The organism is Qipengyuania sp. SM2512, assembly GCF_054954005.1.
This window is the reverse complement of sequence record NZ_CM143134.1, coordinates 1,073,647-1,096,891: the sequence shown is the minus strand read 5'-3', so window position 1 is coordinate 1,096,891 and position 23,245 is coordinate 1,073,647. Positions and strand designations below refer to the sequence as shown.

Genomic DNA, 23,245 nt, shown 5'->3' with positions numbered 1-23,245 from the left:
TGCTGCTCGCGCTCGATGCAGGCTGAAGACCTTGCGGAGCAGGAGAAGAAACCTTGGCCGGCAATACCGACGAGATGATCCGTCAGGCCTACCAGATCGTTGCCGAGCCATCCCGCCTTGCCGAACTTCAGGTCAGGATCGAGCGTGCGCTGGATACAGGGTTTGGGGACGGCAAGGAACTCGATGCGCATTTCGCGCAGGCGGGAATCCTCTTCGATGCGATATCCGACCTTGAGCCGAGCGATTTCAACAAGTTCGGCGTGGAGCCGCCGCAGGAATCTGGAGGCAACCCGTGGGCCTCCAACCCGGTCGGCGACGCTGTGTTGTGCCTCGACAACACGCTCCACGTCAGTGCGATCGATGGACCGGATCAGGACGGCGACACGATTCAAATAGGCGACGATTTCCGTACCTGGCTGGCGGGCGATCTCAAGGAAACGGAACGGGCCCTGCGCAACCTTTTGCGCTCACCTCCGAACGGCGGGTCCATTATTCTGCGCTTTCATCTCGGCGACAGCGATACCAGAGGAACCCTCGCGGTCGCTACGCGCCAATCGGGCAACGGGGACCGCGAGATCCGCATCCACCGGATAGCACTGGCCTGGTCCGACGCGGTTGGCCCTGAATTTGCGCAAAATCTCGACCTTACGCAGGCCGAGACCGAACTGGTTCGTTTCATCGTCGAGGGGCGAACCGTGAACGAATTCGCGCAGGCGCGCGGCCGGGCAGTCGGGACTGCTCGCAATCAGCTCAAGAGCGTTCTCAGGAAACTGGCGATCGGCTCGCAGAGCGAACTGGTTTCCCTGTACGCGGGCTTTGCCAGCTCTTTCGCGCTGCACAAAGCCGGGATCGCCCGGTCGAAACAGCGCGCATTCGGTCACGGGATTACGCTGCCCGACGGGTCGGACATTCTCTACGAGCGTTACGGCAAAGCGGGTGGCCGCCCCGTGCTGATGCTCCATGGTGCGCTTGAGGGCCCATTTCTGCCACCCCGCACGGAAAACGCGGCGGCAAATTCGGGACTGGAGCTTCTGGTCCCCTGGATGCCCTTCTACACTGGTGCATACGCCGATCTCAATGCAACTGCGCGGGTGGAAGCGTTTGTCGCCAACTTGATTGCTTTTCTTGACGCGATGGGAATCGAGGATTGCCCCGTCGTGGCGTGCGGTCTCTCGACTGCTTATGCGCTTGCCCTCGTCGATCAATTCCCCGGGCGTGCGAAGGGTCTGGTCCTGGCCGGAATGGCGCTGCCGATTACGGAAATCGCCCAGGACACACCGATCAACCCGGCGTGGCGTGCACCGATGCTGCTTGGCCAGCGCAGTCCGCGATTTTTCGAGCTTTTTGTAAGAGCGGTTTTCAGGCTGGCGATGCGGGGGCAGGCGCATCATTATGTCGACCGTCTGTTCCAGGACAGCGAGGTCGATCTGGGCATCCTGAGGCAGCCCGACATCGCAATGACGATGCGACGCTCGGCGGAAAATCGGCCGGACAGATTCGGTGCGGCGATGGCACACGGGTTTACGTTGATGACGCTGGACTGGTCCCGCTGGCTTTCCAGCCGGGAGGTGCCAATCAGGCTGGTCGTCGGGGAAGAGGATGTGGTGACCACGCCCGAGCAGATGCTGGCCTTTGCAAGACGCCGACAGGTCGATTTGATCGGGCCGATCGCCGGACTTGGCGGATTTTCCCTGTTCCAGAGGCCCGAGCTGATCTTTGCCGAAGCGCGCGCCCTCGATGATCGCTAGGCGACTTCAGGGATGCGATGCCGGCACCCCCGGCAGAGCGGGTGTGTCGGCACCTGAATCCTAGTTCTTCACGCAATATTTGCCGGAGACCTTGAGGCCGCTGGAACAGCTGCCGTCGCGCACTTCGGCATAGTCGCCGTTGTCGCCAACGCAATAGTTTCCGCTGGTCTTGAAGCCGGTCGGGCAACTGCCGATTTTCACGATCGCGACCTTGCTGCCCGATTTGCACTTCGAGCCCGAGGCGCTGAAGCCCTTGGGACAAGAGCCATCCTTGACCACTTCGCTGTCGCTGGACTGGGCAAAAGCAGCTGGAGCAGTGCCGAATGCAAGGGCAACCGCACTCGCAATGATGATGAAACGCATAGAATATCCTCCATCGATACTAGACCGTTGAGACAAAAAGGCGTGGCGGACCCCAAAGGGTTGGGTGGAGGGGCCCGCCACGCCGCAAACCGACGATCAAATTGTCGCCTTGCGGGACTGCATCAGGTGGCGCCGGCTTTCAGGGCCGGCCAACAGGGCTGCGGCGATAGGTAAATGCGACCGCGCTCTTGCCGGTATTGTTGTTGTAATACTGGCAGTAGAAGTCCGTGCCGCTCTTGTCGGTGTGCAGCTCGGGCATGTTGAACGTGATCATGGCTCGACCACGCGCAGCGAGGTACTTGTCGTAGGCTTCCGAACGGGCAGAGTTGCTCCCGGTGGCGGTCGGTTCGAAACCAAGGCTGTGGCCGGTGTGCAGCATCACGTCCTTGCCGGCGTAGTTGTTCGTCGGCGGAACCCAGGCCCTATCGAGCTGCTGACTCCCATCAAACGATATGCACTGCATGTCATATTCGTGCGTGTTGAAATTCGCTCTGTCGACTTCGACGTAGAGCACGTCACCCGACCCGACACCGGGCAGGGTGCAGCCGGAGGCTTGAACCGGCTCCCTTTCGATCAGGCCGCCACGGGTTTCGGTGCTGATACCCTTGGAAAAAGTGTAATCGCCAGCCTGCGCGATGAATGCATTGCCCAAGTTCAGGCTGGCACATTGGGTCATGCTGGCGAACTTCGCTGGAGCTGCCGGGGCACGGCCCTTCCAGTTTCCGCGGCTCGCGGTCTTGGGATAGCTCGGTTGGTTCGAGCTGCCGCGAAGCGAGGGCGCGCGGCCATCGGAGACGGCATCGACGGCTTCCACGACTTCCTCGACTGTCTCGACCGCCTCTTCCACTTCGCGCGTCTCCTTCTTGACCTTCTCGACCGAATTGCGAAGGTTCCTGAAGGGGTTGGCATCAGCTGCGGTCGAAATCGAGGTTGCCATGAGCGCGATCCCCACAGCGGTCATCATGGTATTCTTCATCATAGCGATCCCTTGCTATTTGCGGTGGGCGGGGGATGCGCCGTGACGGGACTGCAATGAATATCCCAAATGGGACAGTTCATCGTAAATATGCCGCAGTCAGAGCATTTTTTGCGGTTCGTGCGGCAGTGGGCTGGTTCGCTGATTATCCTTCAAGCCGAAAAGCGCACGCACAGCGAAATTTTCCTTCCCTCCTTGCTCTCGGAAAGGCGCAGGCAACTGCCGTCGAGATCAACATCGCACCACTTGAGACTGCTGATTTCGCCGCGTCTGCACCCCGTCAGTGCGATCTGGCGGATAATGTCCTTTGTCGGCCAGAAGCGACCATTAGCCTCGGCCTCCCGAAGCATCTCCCCAAGGATACCATACTCCGCCTCGGTCAACCTACGTTCTCGAACCTTTGTACTTCGGCTTCTTGATGCCGTGCGCCGGATTGTGATCGATCACTCCAAGGTTGATTGCGTAAGTCAGGATTCCGCCGATGAGGCCCAACGTCCGGGTGGCTGTACCGGACGGTGGCTGTACCGGGTCCGCCCTCGACGATCGATTTGCCGCGCGGCTTTTTTGTTTTGACGATGATCCGCGACCGGCCTGCCATGATATCCCGCATGATCTTCCATGTCGGAACGGATGAGGTCCTTGACCCGGCGCGTTCCGACAATGCTGCGCACGTAGTTTCGCTGGGGCGCAGGTCCTCCCACCCGAAGGCGCTGAGGCATGAGTGCTGCAAATCGCTCAATAAGCTCAGGTGGAATGCGCCTTTCCGAGCCGGCCAGTTGCCGTTCGAGGAGTATGATATCGGCTTCGATGTGCCTTTCACTGCCCGTCGATGAGCGCGCGCTGGCCTTTGAGCGAAAGCGTTCGAAGGAATTTTGGCGGGGGCCGGTCTGTCCAAATTTTTTCTTGATCTTGTCGTTTCGTTCATGTCCGCCTTCAGGTCGACCCAGCGTAGTTGAGGGCGGGTGTGCCATTCTTGTTACAGCCTGATCTTTGCAATCGCTCACCGCACATTTGAGTATCGATCACCCCTAGAGAAGTGTTACCAATCGGCTAAATACCATTGCAAGTAAGAGGGTTGGATTATGATTTCGGGTACAGAGAAACTGAGCGGACGGCTCATCTTGCTCACGACAACGGCTGGTATCTGCATGGCCACGGCCAGTGCGGCGCAGGCCGCGGGTCAGGTTGGGCCTGAATTCGCCGAAGATACTGCATTCAGCAGCAATGACGAGACGGGTGTTGCTCCCGACCTTTCGCGAAGCGCTGTTTCCGAAGCTTCCGCCCAGGTGCCCGAATTCGCGATCGAAGCGCCCCAGATCGTCGTTCCAGGCCCAGGTGAAGGGTATTCACCCGTTCCCGGTGAGCCGGGTTCGCTCTTCGACGATGCAGTGGATGTGACCGGCGTAGGTCAGTTCTATCGCGCCGACGGCTTCGTCTGCACCGGCACGCTGATCAATCCCCGCACCGTTCTGTTCGCCGCGCATTGCGTCAACGACATCCCCGCCGATGCCTATGGTAGCAATAGCGGTGGCTTGCCCGCCGCCTTCGCCTTCCAGGCCGATGCCTTGGATGGTCTCCGCGCTTGGATACAGGCCGATTTCGGCACGGTAACCGATGCCTTCGTTTATAATGTCGAGCAGATGCTGATCAATCAGGATTCTCTGCGGAACCCGCAGGCGCAAGGGTTCCTGGAAGCCGACGTCGCGCTCGCCGTCCTCGATACCCCGGCAGCCAATGTCCCGACCTGGGCCATGCTCTTCTCTCCTTTGCCGGCGCCGGGAACCATCGATACGGCTGATGGCACGGGCTACGACGTCCGCGTCACCGGCTATGGCCGCAGCGGCGTCGGGGCGACCGGCGCCACCGCCGGGATCGATTTCCGCCGCCGGGCGGCAGAAAACGTTATCGGTATTCTGGGGTCGCTGAACGATCGCAACCAGTGGCTGTTCGGACCGGGCGATTATGGCTTGCCGCAGAATCTCTATCAGACCGATTTCGACGATCCGAGCCGCGAGGCGATCTACGATTTCAACCTCTTCAAGGATGACGCGCGCGATCCCGAGGGCAGCACGGCGGGCGGCGACTCGGGTGGCCCGCTTATTCTGACCGATACCTTCGCCCGTGAACTGGTGATCGGCGTACTCTCCGGCGGTTCGCGGTTCTTCTTGGGGCAGCCAGATTCCTCCTACGGAACTTCGAGCATTTATCAGCCGCTCTATCCGTTCTGGGACTGGATCGTTGCCAACAGCCCCTATCGCTACACGCAGTCGCTGGCAGGTGACGGCAACTGGAGCGATCCGAATCACTGGCAGAGCGCGCTCGACCCCAATTTCTTCGTGCTCGACGAGAACGGCGTGCTGGTGAACGGCGTGCCCGATACGCCCGGTGAAGGCATCGATGCTACCGATGGGAAATTCGGCCAGGTCTGCGACGGCGTCTATTGCTTCGACCTCGCGACTGGCGATGTGGTCGATTACGAAGGCAATATTATCGTTCCAGCTACTCCGATCACCGAGCCCGAAGGCTTGGAGATTGACGGCAACAACATCGGAGCGGTCGATCCGATGACCGTCTTGGCCGATGCGCGCAGCAATGCAGGCATCGAGCCCGCAGCCGCTGCGGATATCGCTCTGGCGGAGGCAAGCCTGGCCAATGGCCTGCCGGGAGCGAGCGGATATGTGCCGAGCAACCGGGATTTCTCGCCCGGCAGCGCGGATAGCGACCGGGTCGATGCGCGCTATTTCGACGTCACTTTGGCGGCAGCCGGCACCACCACGCTCGATACCGACGTCGTCATCGACAAATTCACCATCGCCGGTGAGAATGCCGCGCTCGACATCACTTCGGGCGGATCGCTTACCAGCCTGATCGACGTCACCCAGATGGCAGGCATGATGAATGTCGACGGCACGCTGTCGACCAATAGCGACTATCTGCTGTTCACCGGTGCGCTGACGGGCAATGGCACGGTGGAGACTCCGTTCTTCACCAACATGATGGGCATCGTCGCACCCGGCACGATGGGTTCGATCGGAACTCTGGACTTCAACGGCAATATCATCCTCGCCTCGGGCAGCTTCTACAGCGTCGATTTCGGCCCCAACGGCGCCTCCGATCTCATCAGGGTCAATGCCACGCAGTTCGACGAGGACGACAATCCCCTGAACGGTGTCGCCAGCATCGGCGGCACGGTGCTGCTCAACCCCGTCGGCGGAGCTATGGTCCGGTACAACGACAGCTACACCATCCTACAGGCCGAGGGCGGTTATGAAGGGGCCTTCCAATCCCCCGATATCAGCGCGATCCTGAAGCCAGAGTTCACGTATAACGCGAACTCGATCACGCTTTCGATTACGGCGGCGTCCTATGCTTCGGTCATCGACGGCACCTCGCCGATCCAGAGCGCATTCGCCCAATTGCTCGATCAGAATCGTGTCCAATACGGTCGCTATGCCGACCTGTACGGCCCGCTGGACTTGCAGAACGCCGCAACCATCCAGAGCGCGCTGGAGAGCTTCGCGCCGAGTGAGCAGGCGGCCATAGGGGGCATGGGCGTCGCCGCGCTGAATGTGACCAACACGCTGCTCCGCGGTCGCCTTAGCCAGCTGGGCGCCAGCAATTCGATGGGCGGCAGTCTGTCGGTGGTGGGTCGCCCCAGTGGCATCGTCACCAATGCGATGTCGCTTGGCGGGCAGACCGGTATGGGTGTCGGTGCTGGCGAATACGACCGTCAGGGCGTCCTGCCCGACGACGTGAGCGGGTTCCTGGCCGGCGGCTATATCGACGGCGACAGCGCGGCTATGCCCGGCACTGTCTTCACGCAGGAGAATCAGTTCGACGGTTTCTACATCGGCGGCGGTCTCGAGAAAGCCATCGATAATGGGGCGATCGGCATCGCCCTGACCTACAGCGACATCGACACGAACCAGCAAGTATCGGGTCGCGGGGCTTCCGGTGAGCTCATCCAGGGTACGCTCTATGGCGTAACCACCTTCTCGGATCTCCGCCTCGATACGCAGATCAGTGCAGGCGTGTACAACACCCGGACTTTCCGCAATGTCTCGGTGGCCGACAGCAGCTTCAACATCACGGGTGAAGATGCGGCATTTGTCTTCTCTGCCGAAACCGGTCTGGGCAAGGTCTTGAACCTTGGGATGTTCGACCTCACTCCTCGGGTCGCCTTCCGCGCCGCGCGGATCGACTTCTCGAAGGTTGCCGAACGCGGCGGCGGACCTGCGCTTGCCTACGAAATCGGCGACTACGACAGCTATCAGGCGCGCGCCGGGGTAAGCCTTGCTGGCAAGCAGGGTTTCCGGCCCTTCCTGAACGCCGAATACGTCCATGATTTCGCCGACCGTCCGAGCGCCTTCACGGCGAATTTCGTCGGCGGTACCGGACCTGCTGTCGCGTTCGCCCTGCCGGGCAATGATCAGGACTGGGCGGAAGTAAGCGGCGGGATCGGCTATCAGGCCGGCAATCTCGGCCTGTCGGTATCGGCGGAAACGACCCTTTGGCGCGATGATCTGTCCTACCAGAGCTATCAGGGTGCGGTGACATTCCGCTTCTGACGCTGGCACTAAGCAAATAGAGAGGGGCGGTGTTTCGAAAGAAGGGCCGCCCTTTTTCTAATCCGGCCGACCGTCTGTCTTGTTCAGACGTTCGGCCGTATTGATCGAGGGATGCGCACCATGGGAATTATGCCGTCTCGCGTTTCCGGGCTGCGCGCTCCCGGTGCCGCCGCTTTTCTGCTGGCCGTTTCGCTGGCGGCACTGCCGATCCTGGGTGCGGCGGGCTGCGCTGCAGCGCAGGAAAAGCTGGACGGCACCTTGCATGCCTATGAGGAAGATTTGCAATCCTGGCAGGAAGAAGGCGAGCGCTGGATGCGCGACTTTCAGGACATGGCCCTGACGTTTCCCCGGCCACTCCCGCAACTGCGTCCCGATAGTGCATACAACCGCCACCTCGCGCAACTTGCGCTTTTCAGAGACAACCTAGAAGCGCGGGCGGGTGAGCCTGATGCTTTGCGAAAACGTCATGCCGAATTGGGCCGTGCCCATGAGGAATTGCGTCAAGCCTATGGCAATATGGTGAAATTGGCCGAAAAATACCGCCAATCGCCCAATGCGAGACCCCGCCCAGAGATTGCAGAAGACGTGCCGCAATAACGGGCAACCTCGAGAAAGTATGGAGAGGACGGGCGTCAGCTATCAATTTCGATGGCAATTTCCCAATGATCGGAGTGCCGACCATCTTCCTGTCGGGTGCACCAGCTTTTTCCACTGTCGCACGGTTCCACTCTGAGGACCGGCTTTCGACCAGCCGGTGATTGACACCGCGCCAGCTTCGCTCCAGCGCGGTCCCAGGGGAGCACGATGTCAGATCGCCGGTTGCAACTTGTCGAAGCCATGGCCGGGGTCGCTGCGGGCGACCGCGCTGCGCTTCACACCGTCTACGAAATGACATCGGCCAAGCTGTTCGCCACCATCGTGCGGATCGTGCGCGGCCGCGAGCGCGCAGAGGACCTGCTGCAGGAGGTCTATGTCAAGGCGTGGCGCCGCGCTGGGCGGTTCGATCCCGCCAAGGGCAGCCCGATTGCCTGGTTGTGCACGATCGCCCGCAACACCGCGCTCAACGACCTGCGCCGCGAGAGCCGCAGCGCCGAACTCGCGGGCGACGAATTGCCCGAGGTCGCCGACGAGACCGTGCTGCCCGCCGACGACTGGCTGTGCGCCAGCGAGGACAGCGCCGAACTCGCGCGCTGCCTCGAGGAATTGCAGGCCGACCACCGCCGTTCGATCAAGCTCGCCTTCTTCGACGGCTTCAGCCACTCCGAACTGGCGCACAAACTCGAAGTCCCGCTGGGCACGATGAAGAGCTGGATCAGGCGCGGGCTCGCCGGACTGAAGGGCTGTCTGGGTGGCTGACACGCTCGATCCCACCGCCGGCGACCCCGCAGCCGACGATCCCTTCATCCGCGCCGGCGAATATGCGCTCGGCGTGCTTGAAGGCGGCGAACTCGCCATTGCGCAGCGCGAGCTGCTGGCCGATCGCGGCTTTGCCGAGGCGGTCGAATGGTGGGAGCAGCGCTTCGCCGCCATGGCCGAACAGGCCGGAGAATATCTTCCTTCGGCCTCGGTCTGGCGCGGGATCGAGGCGCGGCTCGATGCGGAGAGCGGGACTGCTGCCGCAGAACCCGTGGCCCTGCCGGACGGTCGGGCATCCAATTGGAGCCTCGCGGCGCTGGTTACCGGGGGGGCACTGGCCGCGGGAGCGCTGGCGCTGTTCCTCGCGACGCCGCGCCCGGCCGATGTCGTGCCGCCCGATATCGCCGCCGCGCCTTCCGAGCGGCTGATCGCGCAATTGCAGGATGCCGAGACCGAGCGCAGGCTCGCCAGCGTGGTCGATATCGAGAACCGCAGGCTGGCACTGACGATCGCCGGGCTCGAGGCCGAGCCGGGGCAGACCCCCGAATTGTGGGTGATCCCCGCCGGGGGCGCGCCCGTCTCGCTGGGGGCGATCCCCGAAAGCGGGCGGTTCGAGCGCGAGCTGTCGGCAGCGGAAAGCGCGCTGCTGGTCGGCGGCGCCTCGCTTGCGGTCACCTTCGAGGAGGACAGCGGCGTGCGTCACGAGACGCCGACCATGCCGATCCTGCTGGTCGGGGAACTCGACCGGGTCTGATCCTCCAGGCGAGAAATCACCGTTGGATTTCAGTAGCCTGCGAACTCTCTTGAGATAAATTCACCGGGCGCTGCATCCGATGCACCACCCGCGGGGTAACTGCGCCGCCTTCATCGCATGAAGGCAGCCGAGACCCGCGGGGTTTCGCGCAGCCTGGCCTCTAGCGGGGTCCTGCTGGGGAGGGGATGTCCCGCGTCGATCGGCTTTCTGGTCCACAAGGAAGGAAAGCACTATGAAGATCGCAACCCACACCCGCCTCGCGGCGACCCTGCTGGCGGGCACCGCCATGTTCGCCATCGCCTCGCCCGCGCAGGCCGACCCCACCCCCGAATGCAATGATTCCGAAACCAACGCCACCGAATGCGGCAGCGATTCCGACGCGACCGCAGCGGGCGCGACCGCGGTCGGCAATGGCGCGGTCGCGGACGGCGTCGATGCCGTCGCCGTGGGCAGCGACGATGCGGGCGCCGCTCCGGCCACCGCCACCGGACCCTCGACCACCGCGATCGGCGGCGAAAGCCTCGCCAGCGGTCCGGGTGCCACCGCTCTGGGCTGGCGTTCTGCCGCCGATGCCGAACGCGCGACCGCTCTGGGTCACCTTGCCACCGCGCAGGGAGTCCGCTCGACCGCTGTCGGCGAGAATGCCGATGCGCAGACCGATTTCAGCACCGCGATCGGCAATGAGTCGATTGCCAACGGCGTCGACGCGTTGGCGGTCGGCGACACCGCCGTCGCCATGGGCAATTCCACAACCGCCGTCGGCGGCGAGAGCGTGGCGATGAACCCGGGTTCGAGCGCCTTCGGCTGGCAGGCCGAGGCGACCGGCGAACGCTCCACCGCGATCGGCCATCTGGCGCAATCGGGAGGCTTCGCCTCTACCTCGATGGGCGAAGCGGCCGCGGCGCTTGGCCGGGGCGGCATTGCCATTGGCGGCAACACCGATGGCGGCGCATTCGGCGCGCTGGCCACCGACGATGCCGGCATCGCGCTGGGCAGTGATTCCGAAGCGCGGCAGGTCGGCGCAATCGCGATCGGCAGCGATGCCGATGGCGACGGCGACGGCGCGGTTGTCGACGGCGTCGATGCCCTGGCGCTTGGTGCAGACGCGATGGCGGTAGGCAATTCGACCACGGCGCTTGGCGGCGAAAGCCTTGCCAACACGCCGGGTTCGACAGCGCTTGGCTGGCAGGCGGTAGCCACGGGCGCGATGGGCACCGCGGTCGGCCACCAATCCACCGCTTCGGGCGATCAGAGCTTTGCCGGCGGTGAAGACTCGGTCGCATCGGGAAGCAATTCGGTCGCGATCGGCAACACCGCGCAGGCGACCGGGGGCGATTCGATCGCCATCGGCGGCAATCGCGATGGTGCCACCGGCTTCTCGACAATAGCCAGCGGGCCCTCGACCACGGTGGTCGGCGGCCAGTCCTCGGCGATCGGTGCGGGCGCCACCGCCTATGGCTGGCGCGCCAACGCCACCGCCGAGCGTGCCACCGCGCTGGGCCATCTCGCCACCGCATCGGGCGTCCGCTCGGTTTCGGTCGGCGAAGCCGCCACCGCCAGCGGCGACGGTGCGATCGCAATGGGCAATCAGGCCGTCGCATCCGGCGTGAACTCGGTCGCGATCGGCAATGGCGCCACCGCCACCAATGACGGTCAGGTCGTGGTCGCCTCGCTGGGCGCCAGCAGCACCTCGCAGATGGGACCGATCGCGGTGGTGACCGCCGACGCCAACGGCACGCTGGGGGTCAGCTCCTCCGCCGGGCTGAGCAATCTGGCGAGCTTCTCCGCCGTTCAGGCCAACAGCACCGCAATCGCGGGCAATTCCGCCCTGATCGCGGGGAACAGCAGCGCGATCATGGGTCTGCAGGATCGCCAGAGCGTGCTGTTCGATCTGGCGCAGGAGAACAGCACCCAGGCGCGGCGAGCCAATGAAGGCGTCGCGCTGGCGCTGGCGATGGAATCGCCGGTCATCATGCCGGGCAAGACCTTCGGCGTGGCCGGCGGCTTCGGCTATTACAACGACCGCGTCGCGGGCTCGGCGTCCTTCGGGCTGCGGGTGAGCGAAAGCACCGCGGTGACCGGCGGCGTCGGGGTCGGCTTCGACTCGGGCGAGGTCGGCGCGCGCGCCGGTTTCCAGGCCTCCTGGTAAGCCGAACGCCGGTTCGAGGGCATTCCTGCGGACCAGGAAGGAAGGGGGCGGGGCGTCATGCCTCGCCCCCTTTTTCATGTCCGGCACGGTCGCAATGCCGGGGTCCGCTGCGCCTTGCGTGACGATTTGGTTACAAACCGCCTCGCAATGGCCCAGAGTGCGCCTATATCGCGGGTCCACGAGCCACCGGGAAGGGCCAGTGTCGAGGCGCGTATGAACAGTTCGATCTACGAATTTGCGGATGTGTCCGCGTCCAAGGCCGGACCGCGACCGGCTGGCGGGCGTCCGCGCCGTTCGGACTCGCGCCGGCTGAGCTCGCGCCGCGCGCGGATCGGGGTGATCTACAACCCGCGTAGCCACCGCAACAAGGGCCAGGACCTCGCGCTGGGCGAGCGCCACCACGTGATGGTCGCGACGCCCCAGAAGCGCAGCCAGATCGCCGCGGCGCTGGAAGATTTCGCCTCGGGCGGGATCGACTATCTGATCATCAACGGCGGCGACGGGACGGTCCGCGACGTGCTGACCTGCGGCTACGGCGTGTTCGGCGACGACTGGCCGCTGCTGGCGGTGCTCCCCAAGGGCAAGACCAACGCGCTCAACGTCGATCTGGGCGCACCCGCCGACTGGTCGCTGCGCGATGCGATCGACGCCTTCACCAGCGGGACCACGGTCACAAGGCGGCCGATCGACATCGCCGCGCTCGACGGGCGCAGTCCGCCGCTGCGCGGCTTCATCCTCGGCGCGGGCGCCTACACGCTCGGGGTGCGCGCGGGGCAGGACGCGCACCGCTACGGCTTCTTCGACAGTCTCGCGGTGGGGATGACCGCCGCCTGGGGCGTGATGCAGGTGGTGTTCGGAAGCGACCGCAACCCCTGGCGGCGCGGCGTCGGCATGGATCTGCGGCTGCTGCCCGACGGGCAGGCGCTGCCGCATTCGGGACGCGGCGATCCCGCGCGCCGCGAACTGCTGCTGGCCTCGACGCTGCGCCGCATGCCGCTGGGCATCAAGCTGTTCGGCGATTTGACCGAGGGGCTCAAGCTGGCGGTCATGGACCGCGCGGCGCGCCGGCTGATGGCCTGCATGCCCGCGATCCTGGCCGGCTGGCAGCCGCGCTGGCTCGAGCGCGCGGGGCTGCACCAGCGCGAGGCCGAGGCCTTCGAGATGATCATCGACGACCAGTTCATCCTCGACGGCGAGGCGTTTCCTGCGGGCAGCTATCTTGTCTCGCAGGGGCCGGAACTCACCTTCGTCACCGTGTGAGCGCGCCGCTCTCCGCCCGCATCGCCGCCATGGCAGAGGCTCCGCCGCGCGCCGAAGTGGCGGGTTTCGCGCGGATGCTCGCAGAAGAGGCGGGGGCCAGCGCGGTGCTGTTCTACGGCTCGAACCTGCGCAGCGGCTCGCTCGAGGGCGTGCTCGACTTCTACCTGCTGCTGCCCGGCCCGCAGCGCGAGCGGATCTGGCCGCGCGTGAGCTACCGCGAATGGACCTGTGGCGGCATAGTGCTGCGCGCCAAGATCGCGGCGCTCTCGCTCGAACAATTCGCCCGCGCCGCTTCGGGGCGCTCGCGCGACACCACGATCTGGGCGCGCTTCGTCCAGCCCAGCGCGCTGGTGTGGGCGGCCGACGAACCCGCGCGCCGCGCGGCGCTTGCCGCGCTGGCCGAGGCGGCGCAGACCGCCGCGCGGCTGGCCGCCGCGCTGGGCCCGGCGCAGGGCAGCGCGCAGGACTATTGGCGCGCGCTGTTCCGCGCCACCTATCAGGCCGAATTCCGGATCGAGCAGCCGGGGCGCGAGGATTCGATCCTTGTCGCCAACGAATCGCATTTCGACGGGTTGTTGCCGCTGGCATGGGAGGCGCAGGGGCTAGAGTTCAAGCGCGAGGGCGAGCTGTTGCGCCCGCACCTTCCGAAGCCCGAACGAGAGCGCCTGCTGCGCTGGTGGCATTGGCGCCGCCGCGCGGGCAAGCCGCTCAACATCCTGCGCCTCGCCAAGGCGACCGCCACCTTCGAGGGCGCGGCGGCCTATGGCGCGTGGAAGCTCGAACGCCACACCGGCCTCGCGCTCGAAGTCACGCCGTTTCGCGCAAAGCATCCGCTGCTGGCGATGCCCGGCGCGGCGTGGGAATTGTGGCGCGCCAAGAGAAAGCACCGCCGCGGGCAGCGGCGCTAGAAGATCACATGTAGCGCATGGCGATCGATATCCGCTCGACGCCATTGCCGACATCGAAACCGACCTTCTTGTAGCTCGGCTTGCCGAGATTGAAGATGTTGATGCTGGGATTGTTCGACATCGCGCCGCCATCGCTCGACAGGTCGGTCTTGCCGTTGTTGTTGAGGTCGTGGCGCACCGCGATGCCGTAATGGCCCGCGGCGGGCAGCGGCACGCAGACCCGCATCGTGCCGGCGCGCGCGGGCAGCTCGATGCGGTTGATCCAGCGACCCTTGTTCAGCCAGTCCTGGCTGGTCGCGCGATAGCTCTGTACCCGCAGCGTTCCCTTGCTCTGCGAGACGCCGTTGATCGTCACCATGACCGAAGGACCGGCCCCCGCGGCGCATTGCGCCGGGTTGTGCGCGATCGTCTTTCCGTTCTGCGCCTGCGCGGCCGTACCCCCCGCGCCGAGCGCGAGAGCAAGCGTGGCGCCAAGGGCGATGAAGGTCCTGGTCATGTCGATTGTCCGATTTCTGCCGGAGGCGGGGCCTCCCGATTTGCACCTTGTTTAGGGGTTTGGCCCTGAATTGCGGCTGAATTGGCGCGCGCGCGGGCTCACCTGCGTCCCGAAGTGGCACAGCACCGCCGCGAACCGGGGAAAACGCATGGCCACCGCCTTGTTAACCGCGGCATCCCCCCGGTAACGCGGCCAAGTCGACCTCCGCCGGGGTTGCAACGCCCCGGTCTTACGCCACGGCCCTACTCGCCCATGACCACACCGCTGATTGCCCCCTCGATCCTTTCCGCCGATTTCGCCAGGCTGGGCGAAGAAGTGCGCGCGATCGACGCCGCGGGCGCGGACTGGATCCATGTCGATGTGATGGACGGCCATTTCGTCCCCAATATCACCATCGGCCCGCAGGTGATCAAGGCGCTGCGCCCGCACAGCGCCAAGCCCTTCGACGTCCATCTGATGATCGCGCCGATCGATCCCTATCTCGAAGCCTTCGCCGAAGCCGGCGCCGATCACATCACCGTCCACCCCGAGGCGGGACCGCATATCCACCGCACGCTTCAGGCGATCCGCGCGCTGGGCAAGAAGGCGGGCGTGGTGCTCAACCCGGGCACCCCGGTCGAGGCGCTCGACAATCTGATGGATCTGGTCGATCTGGTGCTGGTGATGAGCGTCAATCCCGGCTTCGGCGGGCAGAGCTTCATTTCGTCGCAGCTCGCCAAGGTCGAGGCGATCCGCAGCCGCATCGACGCCACCGGGCGCCCGATCCATCTCCAGGTCGACGGCGGGGTCAACCCCGAGACCGCGCGCCAATGCGTTGAGGCCGGCGCCGACGTGCTGGTGGCGGGGTCGGCGACCTTCACCGGCGGGCCCGGTCGCTACGCGGCCAACATCGCCGCGCTGAAGGGCGCCTGATGGCAGGCGGCCTGCGCACGCTCAAGCGCGAGGAGCGCGGGCAGGGCGCCGGGCCAGCGACGGGGCCAAATGCGGGAGCAGGCAGCATCTTCCCGCTCGGCACCGACGAGGAGCCCACCGCGCTTGCGGCCGAGGATGCGACGCTCACCGAGACCGCGCCGCTCGACAATTCGCGCGCGCTGGCGCTCGCCGATTTCGCCCCCACCGCATCGGGTCCGGTCGATGCGGCGCTGCGCTGGGCCTATCGTATCGGCGTCCCCGGCGCGCTGCTCGCCGCGCCGTTCCGCAAGCCCGCCAAGCTGCGGCTGCTCGCCACGGTCGAATCGCCGCTCGCGGGCGACCGCGCCGCGGGGATGGCGCTGCGCGCGGGGCATTTTCTGGTCCACGGCGTGCGCGCGCCGATCGCGCAGATGGAATTCGGCTCCTCCGCCCGGCTGACCCCGCCCTTCGCGCGCGTCGTCCACGGCTTTTCCTGGCTGCGCGACCTCTCGAGCGCCTGTTCGCGCGAACAGGGCGTCCCCGCGGCGGAACGCGTGATCCTTGCCTGGCTCGATGCCAACACCGTGCGGCCCGGAATCGGCGCGGCGAAGAGCTCCGGTCTCCAGTTCGCCAATCCCGGCCGCGGCCCCGCCTGGAGCGTCGAGAGCACAGGCCAGCGGCTGCTCGCCTGGCTGGTCCACGCGCCGCTGGTGCTCTCAGGCGAGAACGAGGCGCTGCGCCCGCGCGTGCTCGAGGCGATCGCCGCGACCGCGCGCTGGCTCGACCGCCATGTCGAGCGCGCCGAGGACGGGCTGGGCGCGCTGACCGGCTGGTGCGCGATCACCGCCGCCGGGCTGCTGCTTCCCGATGGCCGTCCACGCCGGCTGTTCGGCGAGGCGGGCCTGCTGCGCGCGCTGGGCGAGGCGGTTTCCGACGATGGCGGGATGCTCTCGCGCAGCCCGATGGCGCAGATGGACGCGATCGCGCTGCTGATCGATCTGCGCGCCTGCTACGAAGCGGCCGGGCGCACCCCGCCGCGCGCGCTCGACACCATGCTGGCGATGCTGATGCCGCCGCTGCTGGCGCTGCGCCACGGCGATGGCGGGCTGGGCTCGTGGCAGGGCGCGGGCGCCACCTCAGCCGCCACGCTCGCCGCGCTGGTAAGCGCCAGCGGGGTCCGCGCGCGTCCGGGCAAGGACATGCGCCAATGGGGCTATCAGCATGTCGCGCATGGCCAATCGGTGCTCCAGTTCGACGCCGCGCCGCCGCCGCGCCGCCGCCACGCCCGCTTCGGCTGCGCCTCGACGCTGGCGTTCGAATTCTCCCAGGGGCAGCACCGGATCATCGTCAATTGCGGCGGCGCCGCGCTCGCCGGCGGGCAGGTGCCCGCGCGGATCGAACAGGGGCTGCGCGCCACCGCGGCGCATTCGACGCTGGTGCTCGACGATGCCAATTCCACCGCCGTCCTCATCAAGGGCGAGATCGGCAAGGGGGTCGAGGAAGTCGACATCACCCGCGCCGCGATCGAACAGCCCGCGCGCCGCAGCGGGCAGGCGGCGCGTAAGGGCACCAGGCTCGAGGCCTGCCACGATGGCTATGCCTCGCGTTTCGCGCTGATCCACCGACGCATCCTGGTGCTGTCCGAGGACGGCCGCGAATTGCGCGGCGAGGATGTGCTCGACCCGGCGGGCAAGCGCGGTCAGCGCGGCAAGATCGGGTTCGCGATTCGCTTCCACATCGGCCCCGGGATCGAGCTCGGCCTGTCCGAGGACCGCCGCGGCGCGGGTCTCGCGCTTCCCGATGGCAGCTATTGGCAGCTGCGGCTGGGCGGCGAGGAAGGCGAACTCGCGATCGAGGAAAGCCTCTGGGTCGATGGGCAGGGCCGCCCGCAGCCGATCCAGCAATTGGTCGTCGAGGGACTGGCATCGCGCAGCGGGGGACATTTCCCCTGGCTGCTCAAACAAATGGGATAAATGCGGTGAGCGAAGTGAAAATCGAACGGGCGCTGCTTTCGGTGTCCGACAAGAGCGGATTGGTCGAACTCGGGACGGCGCTGGCGGCACGCGGGGTCGAGCTGGTCTCGACCGGCGGCACGGCAAAGACGCTGCGCGATGCCGGGCTGAGCGTGCGCGACATTTCCGACCTCACCGAATTTCCCGAGATGATGGACGGGCGGGTCAAGACGCTGCACCCCAGGGTCCATGGCGGGCTGCTCGCGGTGCGCGACAATCCCGAACACGCCGCGGCGATGGAGGCGCACGGGATCGGTGCGATCGATCTGGTGGTGGTCAATCTCTACCCCTTCGCCGCCACCGTTGCCAAGGGCGCCGAGCGCCCCGAGATCATCGAGAACATCGATATCGGCGGCCCTTCGATGGTGCGCTCGGCGGCCAAGAACCACGCTTTCGTCACCGTGGTCACCGACCCTGCCGATTACGACGCGCTGACCGCGGAGATCGAGACAAGTCAGGGCGCGACCAGCTTCGCCTTCCGCCGCCGCATGGCCGCCAAGGCCTATGCCGCCACCGCCGAATATGATGCGATGATCGCCAGCTGGTTCGCGCTCGCCGATCAGGGCGAGATGTTCCCCGAGCGGATCACCGTGCCGTTCCGCAAGGGCCAGGCGCTGCGCTATGGCGAGAACCCGCACCAGAAGGCGGCGCTCTATCTCCCTGCCTTCGCGCCCAATGGGTCGCTCGCCGATCACGAGCAGGTGCAGGGCAAGGAGCTGTCGTTCAACAATCTCAACGATGCGGACGCCGCGCTCGAGCTGGTCGCCGAGTTTCGCGACGGGCCGCCCACGGTGGTGATCGTCAAGCACGCCAACCCCTGCGGCGTGGCGACCGGCGACACCCTGATCGAAGCCTATAAGGCGGCGCTGCAATGCGACAGCGTCTCGGCCTTCGGCGGCATCATCGCGGTCAACCGCCCGCTCGACGGGCCGACCGCCGAGGCCATCAGCGAGGTGTTCACCGAAGTCGTCTGCGCGCCATCTGCCGACGATGCCGCGAAAGCGGTGTTCGCTAAGAAGAAGAACCTGCGGCTGATCCTGACCGGCGATCTGCCCGACCCGGCGCGCGGCGGGATGAGCTTGCGCACCATCGCCGGCGGCGCGCTGTTGCAGTCGCGCGACGACGGGCTGATCACCGCGGCGCAGCTCAAGACCGTGACCAAGCGCGCGCCGACCGAGCAGGAACTCGCCGACTGCCTGTTCGCCTGGACCGTGGCCAAGCACGTCAAGTCCAACGCGATCGTCTATGCGAAGGACGGCGCGACCGCGGGGATCGGCGCGGGGCAGATGAACCGCCGCGATTCGGCGCGGATCGCGGCGCTCAAGGCGCGCGAAGCGGCGGAGACCTACGGCTGGGCCGAGCCGCGCACGCAGGGCTCGGCGGTCGCCTCGGACGCCTTCTTCCCCTTCGCCGACGGTCTGCTCGCCGCGGTCGAGGCGGGCGCCAGCGCGGTAATCCAGCCCGGCGGCTCGATCCGCGACGACGAAGTGATCGCGACTGCCGACGAGGCCGGGCTCGCGATGGTCTTCACCGGGATGCGCCACTTCCGCCACTGAGCCGCTTGCCTGAACGGCAGGCAACACCAACATTAACCGAGCCGCAAACTCGCCTGGTGTAGCCCGTGCTGGAACAAGCAGAGAAAGATCCCGCCATGACCCTCTCCTCCAGCAATCTCTACGTGAACTTCGCGCTCGGCTTCCTGATCGGCGGCCTCGCCGTCGCGCTCGGCAACCCCGAGCTCAGCGCGACTCTCACAAGCGCACTCGCGTAATCTTGCACAAAATGAGCCCCCGAAAACTCCTCCCCCTCGCCGCGCTCCTTCTCGCCACTTCGGCGTGCCAGCAGCCGGCGAATGCGGCACAGCGCGTGGTCGCTGCGCCGATGGCATCGGTGGTCGCGGATGAGGGTTCGGGGCTCGAGACTGCGATCTTTGCCGGCGGATGCTTCTGGACCGTCGAGGCGGTCTTCAGCCACGTGGAAGGCGTCCGCAGCGCGGTCTCCGGCTATCACGGCGGCACCAAGCGCCAGGCCTCGTACAATCTCGTGTCGAGCGGGATCACCGATCACGTCGAGGCGGTGAAGGTGGTCTACGATCCCGAGGTGATCCGCTACGACCAGCTGCTGCGGGTGTTCTTCTCGGTGATCGCCGATCCCACGCTCAAGGACCGCCAGGGCCCCGATCGCGGCCCACATTACAACGCCGAGCTGGTGCCGCTGACCGCCGAACAGCGCCGGGTCGCCAGCGCCTATCTCGCGCAGATGAAGCGCAGCGGCAAATGGGACGCGCCGATCGTGACCCCGGTCGCCCAGGCACGGACCTTCTACCCCGCCGAAGCCACGCATCAGGACTTCGCGCTCCGCAACCCGCGCCATCCATATGTCTTGCGCTGGGATGTGCCCAAGCTGGCGGCGCTGAAGCGGCTCTATCCGGGCGTCTATCGCGCCGAGTTCAAGCCCGGCTGATCCCGCGCCCCTGCTTGCAAGCTGGCACCACCCGGCTTACCTTCCAGGCATGGCCACACCGATACACAAGCATGCCGAACATTCGGGCGAGGATCTCACCGCCGCCGCGCAGCGCACGCTGACCGATGCCGGCGAGCAATGGACCGGGATGCGCGCCTCGGTATTCGAGGAGCTCGCCAGCCACGAACGCCCCGCTTCCGCCTACGACATCGCCGACAATCTCTCGGCCTCGCGCGGCAAGCGGGTGGCGCCCAACAGCGTCTACCGCATCCTCGACCTGTTCGTGCGCAACAACCTCGCCAACCGGATCGAGAGCGCCAACGCCTATCTGGTCAACACCCACCCCGGCTGCCGCCACGATTGCATTTTCCTGATCTGCGACGATTGCGGCAAGGCCAGCCATCTCGACGATCGCCGCGTGACCGATGCGCTGCGCGCCGCAGGGCAGGATGCCGGTTTCGCAGCGGTCCGCCCGGTGGTCGAACTGCGCGGACTGTGCCAGGCCTGCGCGGCCTGAGAGCCGTTCAAGCGTTCATCGACAGGCTCGAAAAGCCTGTGTAAGGCTCTAACCCTATGAGTCAGAAACCCCAGACGCCGCTGCTTGATACCGTCGACCTGCCTGTCGACCTCCGCAAGCTGGGCAAGGAACAATTGCGCCAGCTCTCCGACGAATTGCGCGACGAGGTTATCGATGCGGTCGGCTCGACCGGCGGGCATCTGGGCTCCGGGCTCGGCGTGGTCGAGCTCACCGTGGCGATCCACTACGTCTTCGACACGCCCACCGACCGGCTCGTCTGGGACGTCGGGCACCAGTGCTATCCGCACAAGATCCTGACCGGTCGCCGCGACCGCATCCGCACTTTGCGCCAGGGCGGCGGTCTGTCGGGTTTCACCAAGCGGTCGGAAAGCGAATACGATCCCTTCGGCGCGGCGCACAGCTCGACTTCGATCAGCGCGGCGCTGGGCTTCGCCATGGCCAACAAGATGCAGGGCCAGAATGGTCGCGGCATCGCGGTGATCGGCGATGGCGCGATGAGCGCAGGGATGGCCTATGAGGCGATGAACAACGCCGAGCAGGCGGGCAATCGCCTGGTGGTGATCCTCAACGACAACGACATGTCGATCGCCCCCCCGGTCGGCGGACTGTCCGCCTATCTGGCGCGAATGGTCTCGAGCAGCGAATATCTCGGCCTGCGCAGCCTGGCCTCCAAGGTCGCGCGCAAGATGAGCAAGCGGGTTCATTCCAGCCTCGAGAAGGCGGAGGAATACACCCGCGGCATGGTCACCGGCGGGACGCTGTTCGAGGAGCTGGGCTTCTATTACGTCGGCCCGATCGACGGTCACAATCTCGATCATCTGATCCCCATTCTCGAGAACGTTCGCGACAGCGAGCAGGGCCCGGTGCTGGTCCATGTCGTGACGCAGAAGGGCAAGGGCTACGCCCCGGCGGAGAACAGCGCCGACAAGTATCACGGGGTCCCCAAATTCGACGTCGTCACCGGCGAGAAGGCGAAATCCGCAAAAGGTCCGCCCGCCTATCAGAACGTCTTCGGCGACACGCTGGCCAAGCTGGCGGAGAGCGATCCGCGGATCTGCGCGATCACCGCCGCGATGCCGGGCGGGACCGGGGTCGATCGTTTCGCCGCGGCCCACCCCGATCGCACCTTCGATGTCGGGATTGCCGAGCAGCACGGGGTGACCTTTGCCGCCGGGCTCGCCGCGCAGGGGATGCGTCCCTTCGCCGCGATCTACTCGACCTTTCTCCAGCGCGCCTACGACCAGGTGGTCCACGACGTCGCGATCCAGAACCTTCCGGTGCGCTTCGCGATCGACCGCGCGGGGCTGGTGGGTGCCGACGGCGCGACGCATGCTGGCAGCTTCGATGTCACCTATCTGTCCACCCTGCCCAATTTCGTCGTTATGGCCGCCGCCGACGAGGCCGAGCTAGCGCACATGACCTACACCGCCGCCGAGTACGACGACGGCCCGATCGCCTTCCGTTATCCGCGCGGCAACGGCGTGGGTGTCGCAATCCCCGAGACGCTCGAGAAGCTCGAAATTGGCAAGGGCCGGATCGTGCGCGAGGGCAGCAAGGTCGCGATCCTTTCGCTCGGCGCGCGGCTGGGCGAGGCGCGCAAGGCGGCCGACCAGCTCGATGCCCGCGGCCTCTCCACCACCGTGGCCGACATGCGCTTCGCCAAGCCGCTCGACACCGCTCTGATCGACCGGTTGATGCGCAGCCACGATGTCGTCGTCACGATCGAGGAAGGCGCGGTGGGCGGTCTGGGCGCGCATGTCCTCACCCACGCCAGCGACACCGGGCTGACCGACAATGGCTTGCGGATCCGCACCATGCGGCTCCCCGATACCTTCCAGGACCAGAACGATCCGGCCAAGCAGTATGACGAAGCGGGGCTCAACGCGCCGCATATCGTCGAGAAGGTTCTGAACGCGCTGCAGCACAACAGCGCCGGCGTGGAAGAAGCGCGGGCCTGACGCGGTGGGGCTGCTGAAAGTCGAGCGCGCCGGCCACGTCGTGACGCTGACGATCGACCGGGCCGAGACGATGAACCCGCTTGGCGCCGCGGGCGACGGGGATGCCTTCGTCGCCGCCTGTGACGCAATCAATCTCGATCTCGAAGTGCGCTGCGTGATTCTGACCGGCGCCGGACGGGCGTTCTCGGCGGGGGGCGACATCAAGGCGATGAAGGAGCGCAGCGGCTCCTTCGGCGGCACGGCTCCGGGCCTGTCGGACAATTACCGAAACAATATCCACCGGATCCTGCGTGCGCTCTACGGCCTGCGCGTGCCCTTGATCGCGGCGGTCAACGGCCCGGCGATCGGGCTGGGCTGCGATCTCGCCTGCCTGGGCGATATCCGGATCGCGTCCAGCAAGGCGAAATTCGGAGTGACCTTCCTCAAGCTCGGCATCATCCCCGGCGATGGCGGCACCTGGCTGCTGCCGCGCATCATCGGCGAGGCACGTGCTTCCGAACTGTTCTACACCGGCGAGGTGATCGACGCCGAGACCGCCTGCGCCTGGGGGCTGGTCAGCCGCGTGACCGGACCCGAAGCGCTGATGGACGAAGCGAACACGCTGGCGGGCAAGATCGCCGCCATGCCCCCGCATGCGCTGCGCCACGCCAAGAACCTGATGCGTCAGGGGCGCGAGACCAGCTACGACACCGCGCTCGAGATGGCCGCGAACACGCAGGCGCTGATGCATCTGACCGAGGATCACATGGAAGGCGTCGACGCGCTGATCGAGAAGCGCGCGCCGCAGTTCAGGGGCCGCTGATTC

The 23,245-nt window shown here is 65.9% G+C and carries 20 protein-coding genes; 15 read left to right on the top strand and 5 right to left on the bottom strand.

Annotation, left to right across the window (positions count from 1 at the left end):
• Positions 1–53: 53 nt before the first annotated feature.
• Positions 54–1,748: a bifunctional helix-turn-helix transcriptional regulator/alpha/beta hydrolase gene (locus ACQ5J0_RS05550; protein WP_462569543.1), complete on the top strand. Its 1,695-nt coding sequence runs from the start codon at positions 54–56 to the stop codon at positions 1,746–1,748.
• A gap of 60 nt (positions 1,749–1,808) precedes the next feature.
• On the opposite strand, the gene ACQ5J0_RS05545 is transcribed toward ACQ5J0_RS05550, so the two are convergent.
• The 4 genes from ACQ5J0_RS05545 to ACQ5J0_RS05530 all read right to left on the bottom strand — a co-directional run bounded on the left by ACQ5J0_RS05545 (position 1,809) and on the right by ACQ5J0_RS05530 (position 4,058).
• On the bottom strand, positions 1,809–2,111 hold the full coding sequence (locus ACQ5J0_RS05545; RefSeq protein WP_462569542.1) for a hypothetical protein: 303 nt from the start codon (positions 2,109–2,111) through the stop codon (positions 1,809–1,811).
• 139 nt (positions 2,112–2,250) lie between these two features.
• Positions 2,251–3,090, bottom strand: a complete 840-nt coding sequence (locus ACQ5J0_RS05540; protein WP_462569541.1) for a hypothetical protein — start codon at positions 3,088–3,090, stop codon at positions 2,251–2,253.
• Between the two features lie 149 nt (positions 3,091–3,239).
• Positions 3,240–3,470: a hypothetical protein gene (locus tag ACQ5J0_RS05535; RefSeq protein ID WP_462569540.1), complete on the bottom strand. Its 231-nt coding sequence runs from the start codon at positions 3,468–3,470 to the stop codon at positions 3,240–3,242.
• An 84-nt stretch (positions 3,471–3,554) separates the two neighbouring features.
• The gene (locus ACQ5J0_RS05530) at positions 3,555–4,058 is read right to left on the bottom strand and encodes a hypothetical protein (protein ID WP_462569539.1); all 504 of its coding nucleotides are present in this window, start codon (positions 4,056–4,058) and stop codon (positions 3,555–3,557) included.
• A 177-nt stretch (positions 4,059–4,235) separates the two neighbouring features.
• On the opposite strand from ACQ5J0_RS05530, the gene ACQ5J0_RS05525 reads away from it, so the two are divergent.
• The 7 genes from ACQ5J0_RS05525 (at position 4,236) to ACQ5J0_RS05495 (ending at position 14,082) form a co-directional block, all read left to right on the top strand.
• Positions 4,236–7,655, top strand: a complete 3,420-nt coding sequence (locus ACQ5J0_RS05525) for an autotransporter domain-containing protein (RefSeq protein ID WP_462569538.1) — start codon at positions 4,236–4,238, stop codon at positions 7,653–7,655.
• Between the two features lie 111 nt (positions 7,656–7,766).
• Complete coding sequence (locus ACQ5J0_RS05520) at positions 7,767–8,252, top strand: hypothetical protein (RefSeq protein WP_462569537.1); 486 nt, start codon at positions 7,767–7,769, stop codon at positions 8,250–8,252.
• A gap of 207 nt (positions 8,253–8,459) precedes the next feature.
• Entirely contained in the window at positions 8,460–9,011 is a 552-nt protein-coding gene (locus tag ACQ5J0_RS05515; RefSeq protein ID WP_462569536.1) for a sigma-70 family RNA polymerase sigma factor, read from the top strand.
• Positions 9,004–9,765 carry an anti-sigma factor gene (locus ACQ5J0_RS05510; RefSeq protein WP_462569534.1) on the top strand — a complete coding sequence of 254 codons (762 nt, stop codon included), beginning with the start codon at positions 9,004–9,006 and terminating at the stop codon, positions 9,763–9,765. Before ACQ5J0_RS05515 ends, ACQ5J0_RS05510 begins: the two co-directional genes overlap by 8 nt.
• 232 nt (positions 9,766–9,997) lie before the next feature.
• Complete coding sequence (locus tag ACQ5J0_RS05505; RefSeq protein WP_462569533.1) at positions 9,998–11,914, top strand: hypothetical protein; 1,917 nt, start codon at positions 9,998–10,000, stop codon at positions 11,912–11,914.
• Positions 11,915–12,127: 213 nt separating this feature from the next.
• Entirely contained in the window at positions 12,128–13,174 is a 1,047-nt protein-coding gene (locus tag ACQ5J0_RS05500) for a diacylglycerol/lipid kinase family protein (RefSeq protein WP_462569532.1), read from the top strand.
• Entirely contained in the window at positions 13,171–14,082 is a 912-nt protein-coding gene (locus tag ACQ5J0_RS05495; RefSeq protein ID WP_462569531.1) for a hypothetical protein, read from the top strand. Before ACQ5J0_RS05500 ends, ACQ5J0_RS05495 begins: the two co-directional genes overlap by 4 nt.
• Positions 14,083–14,086: 4 nt before the next feature.
• On the opposite strand, the gene ACQ5J0_RS05490 is transcribed toward ACQ5J0_RS05495, so the two are convergent.
• The gene (locus tag ACQ5J0_RS05490; protein ID WP_462569530.1) at positions 14,087–14,578 is read right to left on the bottom strand and encodes a DUF2141 domain-containing protein; all 492 of its coding nucleotides are present in this window, start codon (positions 14,576–14,578) and stop codon (positions 14,087–14,089) included.
• 252 nt (positions 14,579–14,830) lie between these two features.
• Here ACQ5J0_RS05490 and rpe point away from each other — a divergent pair, with 252 nt between their 5' ends.
• The 7 genes from rpe (at position 14,831) to ACQ5J0_RS05455 (ending at position 23,242) form a co-directional block, all read left to right on the top strand.
• Entirely contained in the window at positions 14,831–15,490 is a 660-nt protein-coding gene (rpe, locus tag ACQ5J0_RS05485) for a ribulose-phosphate 3-epimerase (protein ID WP_462569529.1), read from the top strand.
• Entirely contained in the window at positions 15,490–17,442 is a 1,953-nt protein-coding gene (locus tag ACQ5J0_RS05480; RefSeq protein ID WP_462569528.1) for a heparinase II/III family protein, read from the top strand. The genes rpe and ACQ5J0_RS05480 overlap by 1 nt, the downstream gene beginning before the upstream one ends.
• A gap of 5 nt (positions 17,443–17,447) precedes the next feature.
• Positions 17,448–19,037 carry a bifunctional phosphoribosylaminoimidazolecarboxamide formyltransferase/IMP cyclohydrolase gene (gene purH, locus ACQ5J0_RS05475; RefSeq protein ID WP_462569527.1) on the top strand — a complete coding sequence of 530 codons (1,590 nt, stop codon included), beginning with the start codon at positions 17,448–17,450 and terminating at the stop codon, positions 19,035–19,037.
• Between the two features lie 226 nt (positions 19,038–19,263).
• The gene (gene msrA, locus ACQ5J0_RS05470) at positions 19,264–19,944 is read left to right on the top strand and encodes a peptide-methionine (S)-S-oxide reductase MsrA (protein WP_462569525.1); all 681 of its coding nucleotides are present in this window, start codon (positions 19,264–19,266) and stop codon (positions 19,942–19,944) included.
• A 49-nt stretch (positions 19,945–19,993) separates the two neighbouring features.
• On the top strand, positions 19,994–20,461 hold the full coding sequence (locus ACQ5J0_RS05465; RefSeq protein ID WP_462569524.1) for a Fur family transcriptional regulator: 468 nt from the start codon (positions 19,994–19,996) through the stop codon (positions 20,459–20,461).
• 56 nt (positions 20,462–20,517) lie between these two features.
• A complete protein-coding gene (gene dxs / locus ACQ5J0_RS05460) occupies positions 20,518–22,440 on the top strand; it encodes a 1-deoxy-D-xylulose-5-phosphate synthase (protein ID WP_462569523.1) in 1,923 nt (640 codons plus the stop codon).
• Between the two features lie 4 nt (positions 22,441–22,444).
• Positions 22,445–23,242 carry a crotonase/enoyl-CoA hydratase family protein gene (locus tag ACQ5J0_RS05455; RefSeq protein ID WP_462569522.1) on the top strand — a complete coding sequence of 266 codons (798 nt, stop codon included), beginning with the start codon at positions 22,445–22,447 and terminating at the stop codon, positions 23,240–23,242.
• Positions 23,243–23,245 lie beyond the last annotated feature (3 nt).

Bases quoted from the DNA above. Each gene is read 5' to 3' on its own strand.
- ACQ5J0_RS05515 (WP_462569536.1), top strand. From the start codon at position 8,460: ATGTCAGATCGCCGGTTGCAACTTGTCGAAGCCATGGCCGGGGTCGCT.
- ACQ5J0_RS05505 (WP_462569533.1), top strand. From the start codon at position 9,998: ATGAAGATCGCAACCCACACCCGCCTCGCGGCGACCCTGCTGGCGGGC.
- ACQ5J0_RS05520 (WP_462569537.1), top strand. From the start codon at position 7,767: ATGCGCACCATGGGAATTATGCCGTCTCGCGTTTCCGGGCTGCGCGCT.
- ACQ5J0_RS05530 (WP_462569539.1), bottom strand. From the start codon at position 4,058: ATGGCACACCCGCCCTCAACTACGCTGGGTCGACCTGAAGGCGGACAT.
- ACQ5J0_RS05540 (WP_462569541.1), bottom strand. From the start codon at position 3,090: ATGATGAAGAATACCATGATGACCGCTGTGGGGATCGCGCTCATGGCA.
- msrA (WP_462569525.1), top strand. From the start codon at position 19,264: ATGAGCCCCCGAAAACTCCTCCCCCTCGCCGCGCTCCTTCTCGCCACT.
- ACQ5J0_RS05525 (WP_462569538.1), top strand. From the start codon at position 4,236: ATGGCCACGGCCAGTGCGGCGCAGGCCGCGGGTCAGGTTGGGCCTGAA.
- ACQ5J0_RS05465 (WP_462569524.1), top strand. From the start codon at position 19,994: ATGGCCACACCGATACACAAGCATGCCGAACATTCGGGCGAGGATCTC.
- ACQ5J0_RS05545 (WP_462569542.1), bottom strand. From the start codon at position 2,111: ATGCGTTTCATCATCATTGCGAGTGCGGTTGCCCTTGCATTCGGCACT.
- ACQ5J0_RS05500 (WP_462569532.1), top strand. From the start codon at position 12,128: ATGAACAGTTCGATCTACGAATTTGCGGATGTGTCCGCGTCCAAGGCC.
- dxs (WP_462569523.1), top strand. From the start codon at position 20,518: ATGAGTCAGAAACCCCAGACGCCGCTGCTTGATACCGTCGACCTGCCT.
- ACQ5J0_RS05480 (WP_462569528.1), top strand. From the start codon at position 15,490: ATGGCAGGCGGCCTGCGCACGCTCAAGCGCGAGGAGCGCGGGCAGGGC.
- rpe (WP_462569529.1), top strand. From the start codon at position 14,831: ATGACCACACCGCTGATTGCCCCCTCGATCCTTTCCGCCGATTTCGCC.
- ACQ5J0_RS05490 (WP_462569530.1), bottom strand. From the start codon at position 14,578: ATGACCAGGACCTTCATCGCCCTTGGCGCCACGCTTGCTCTCGCGCTC.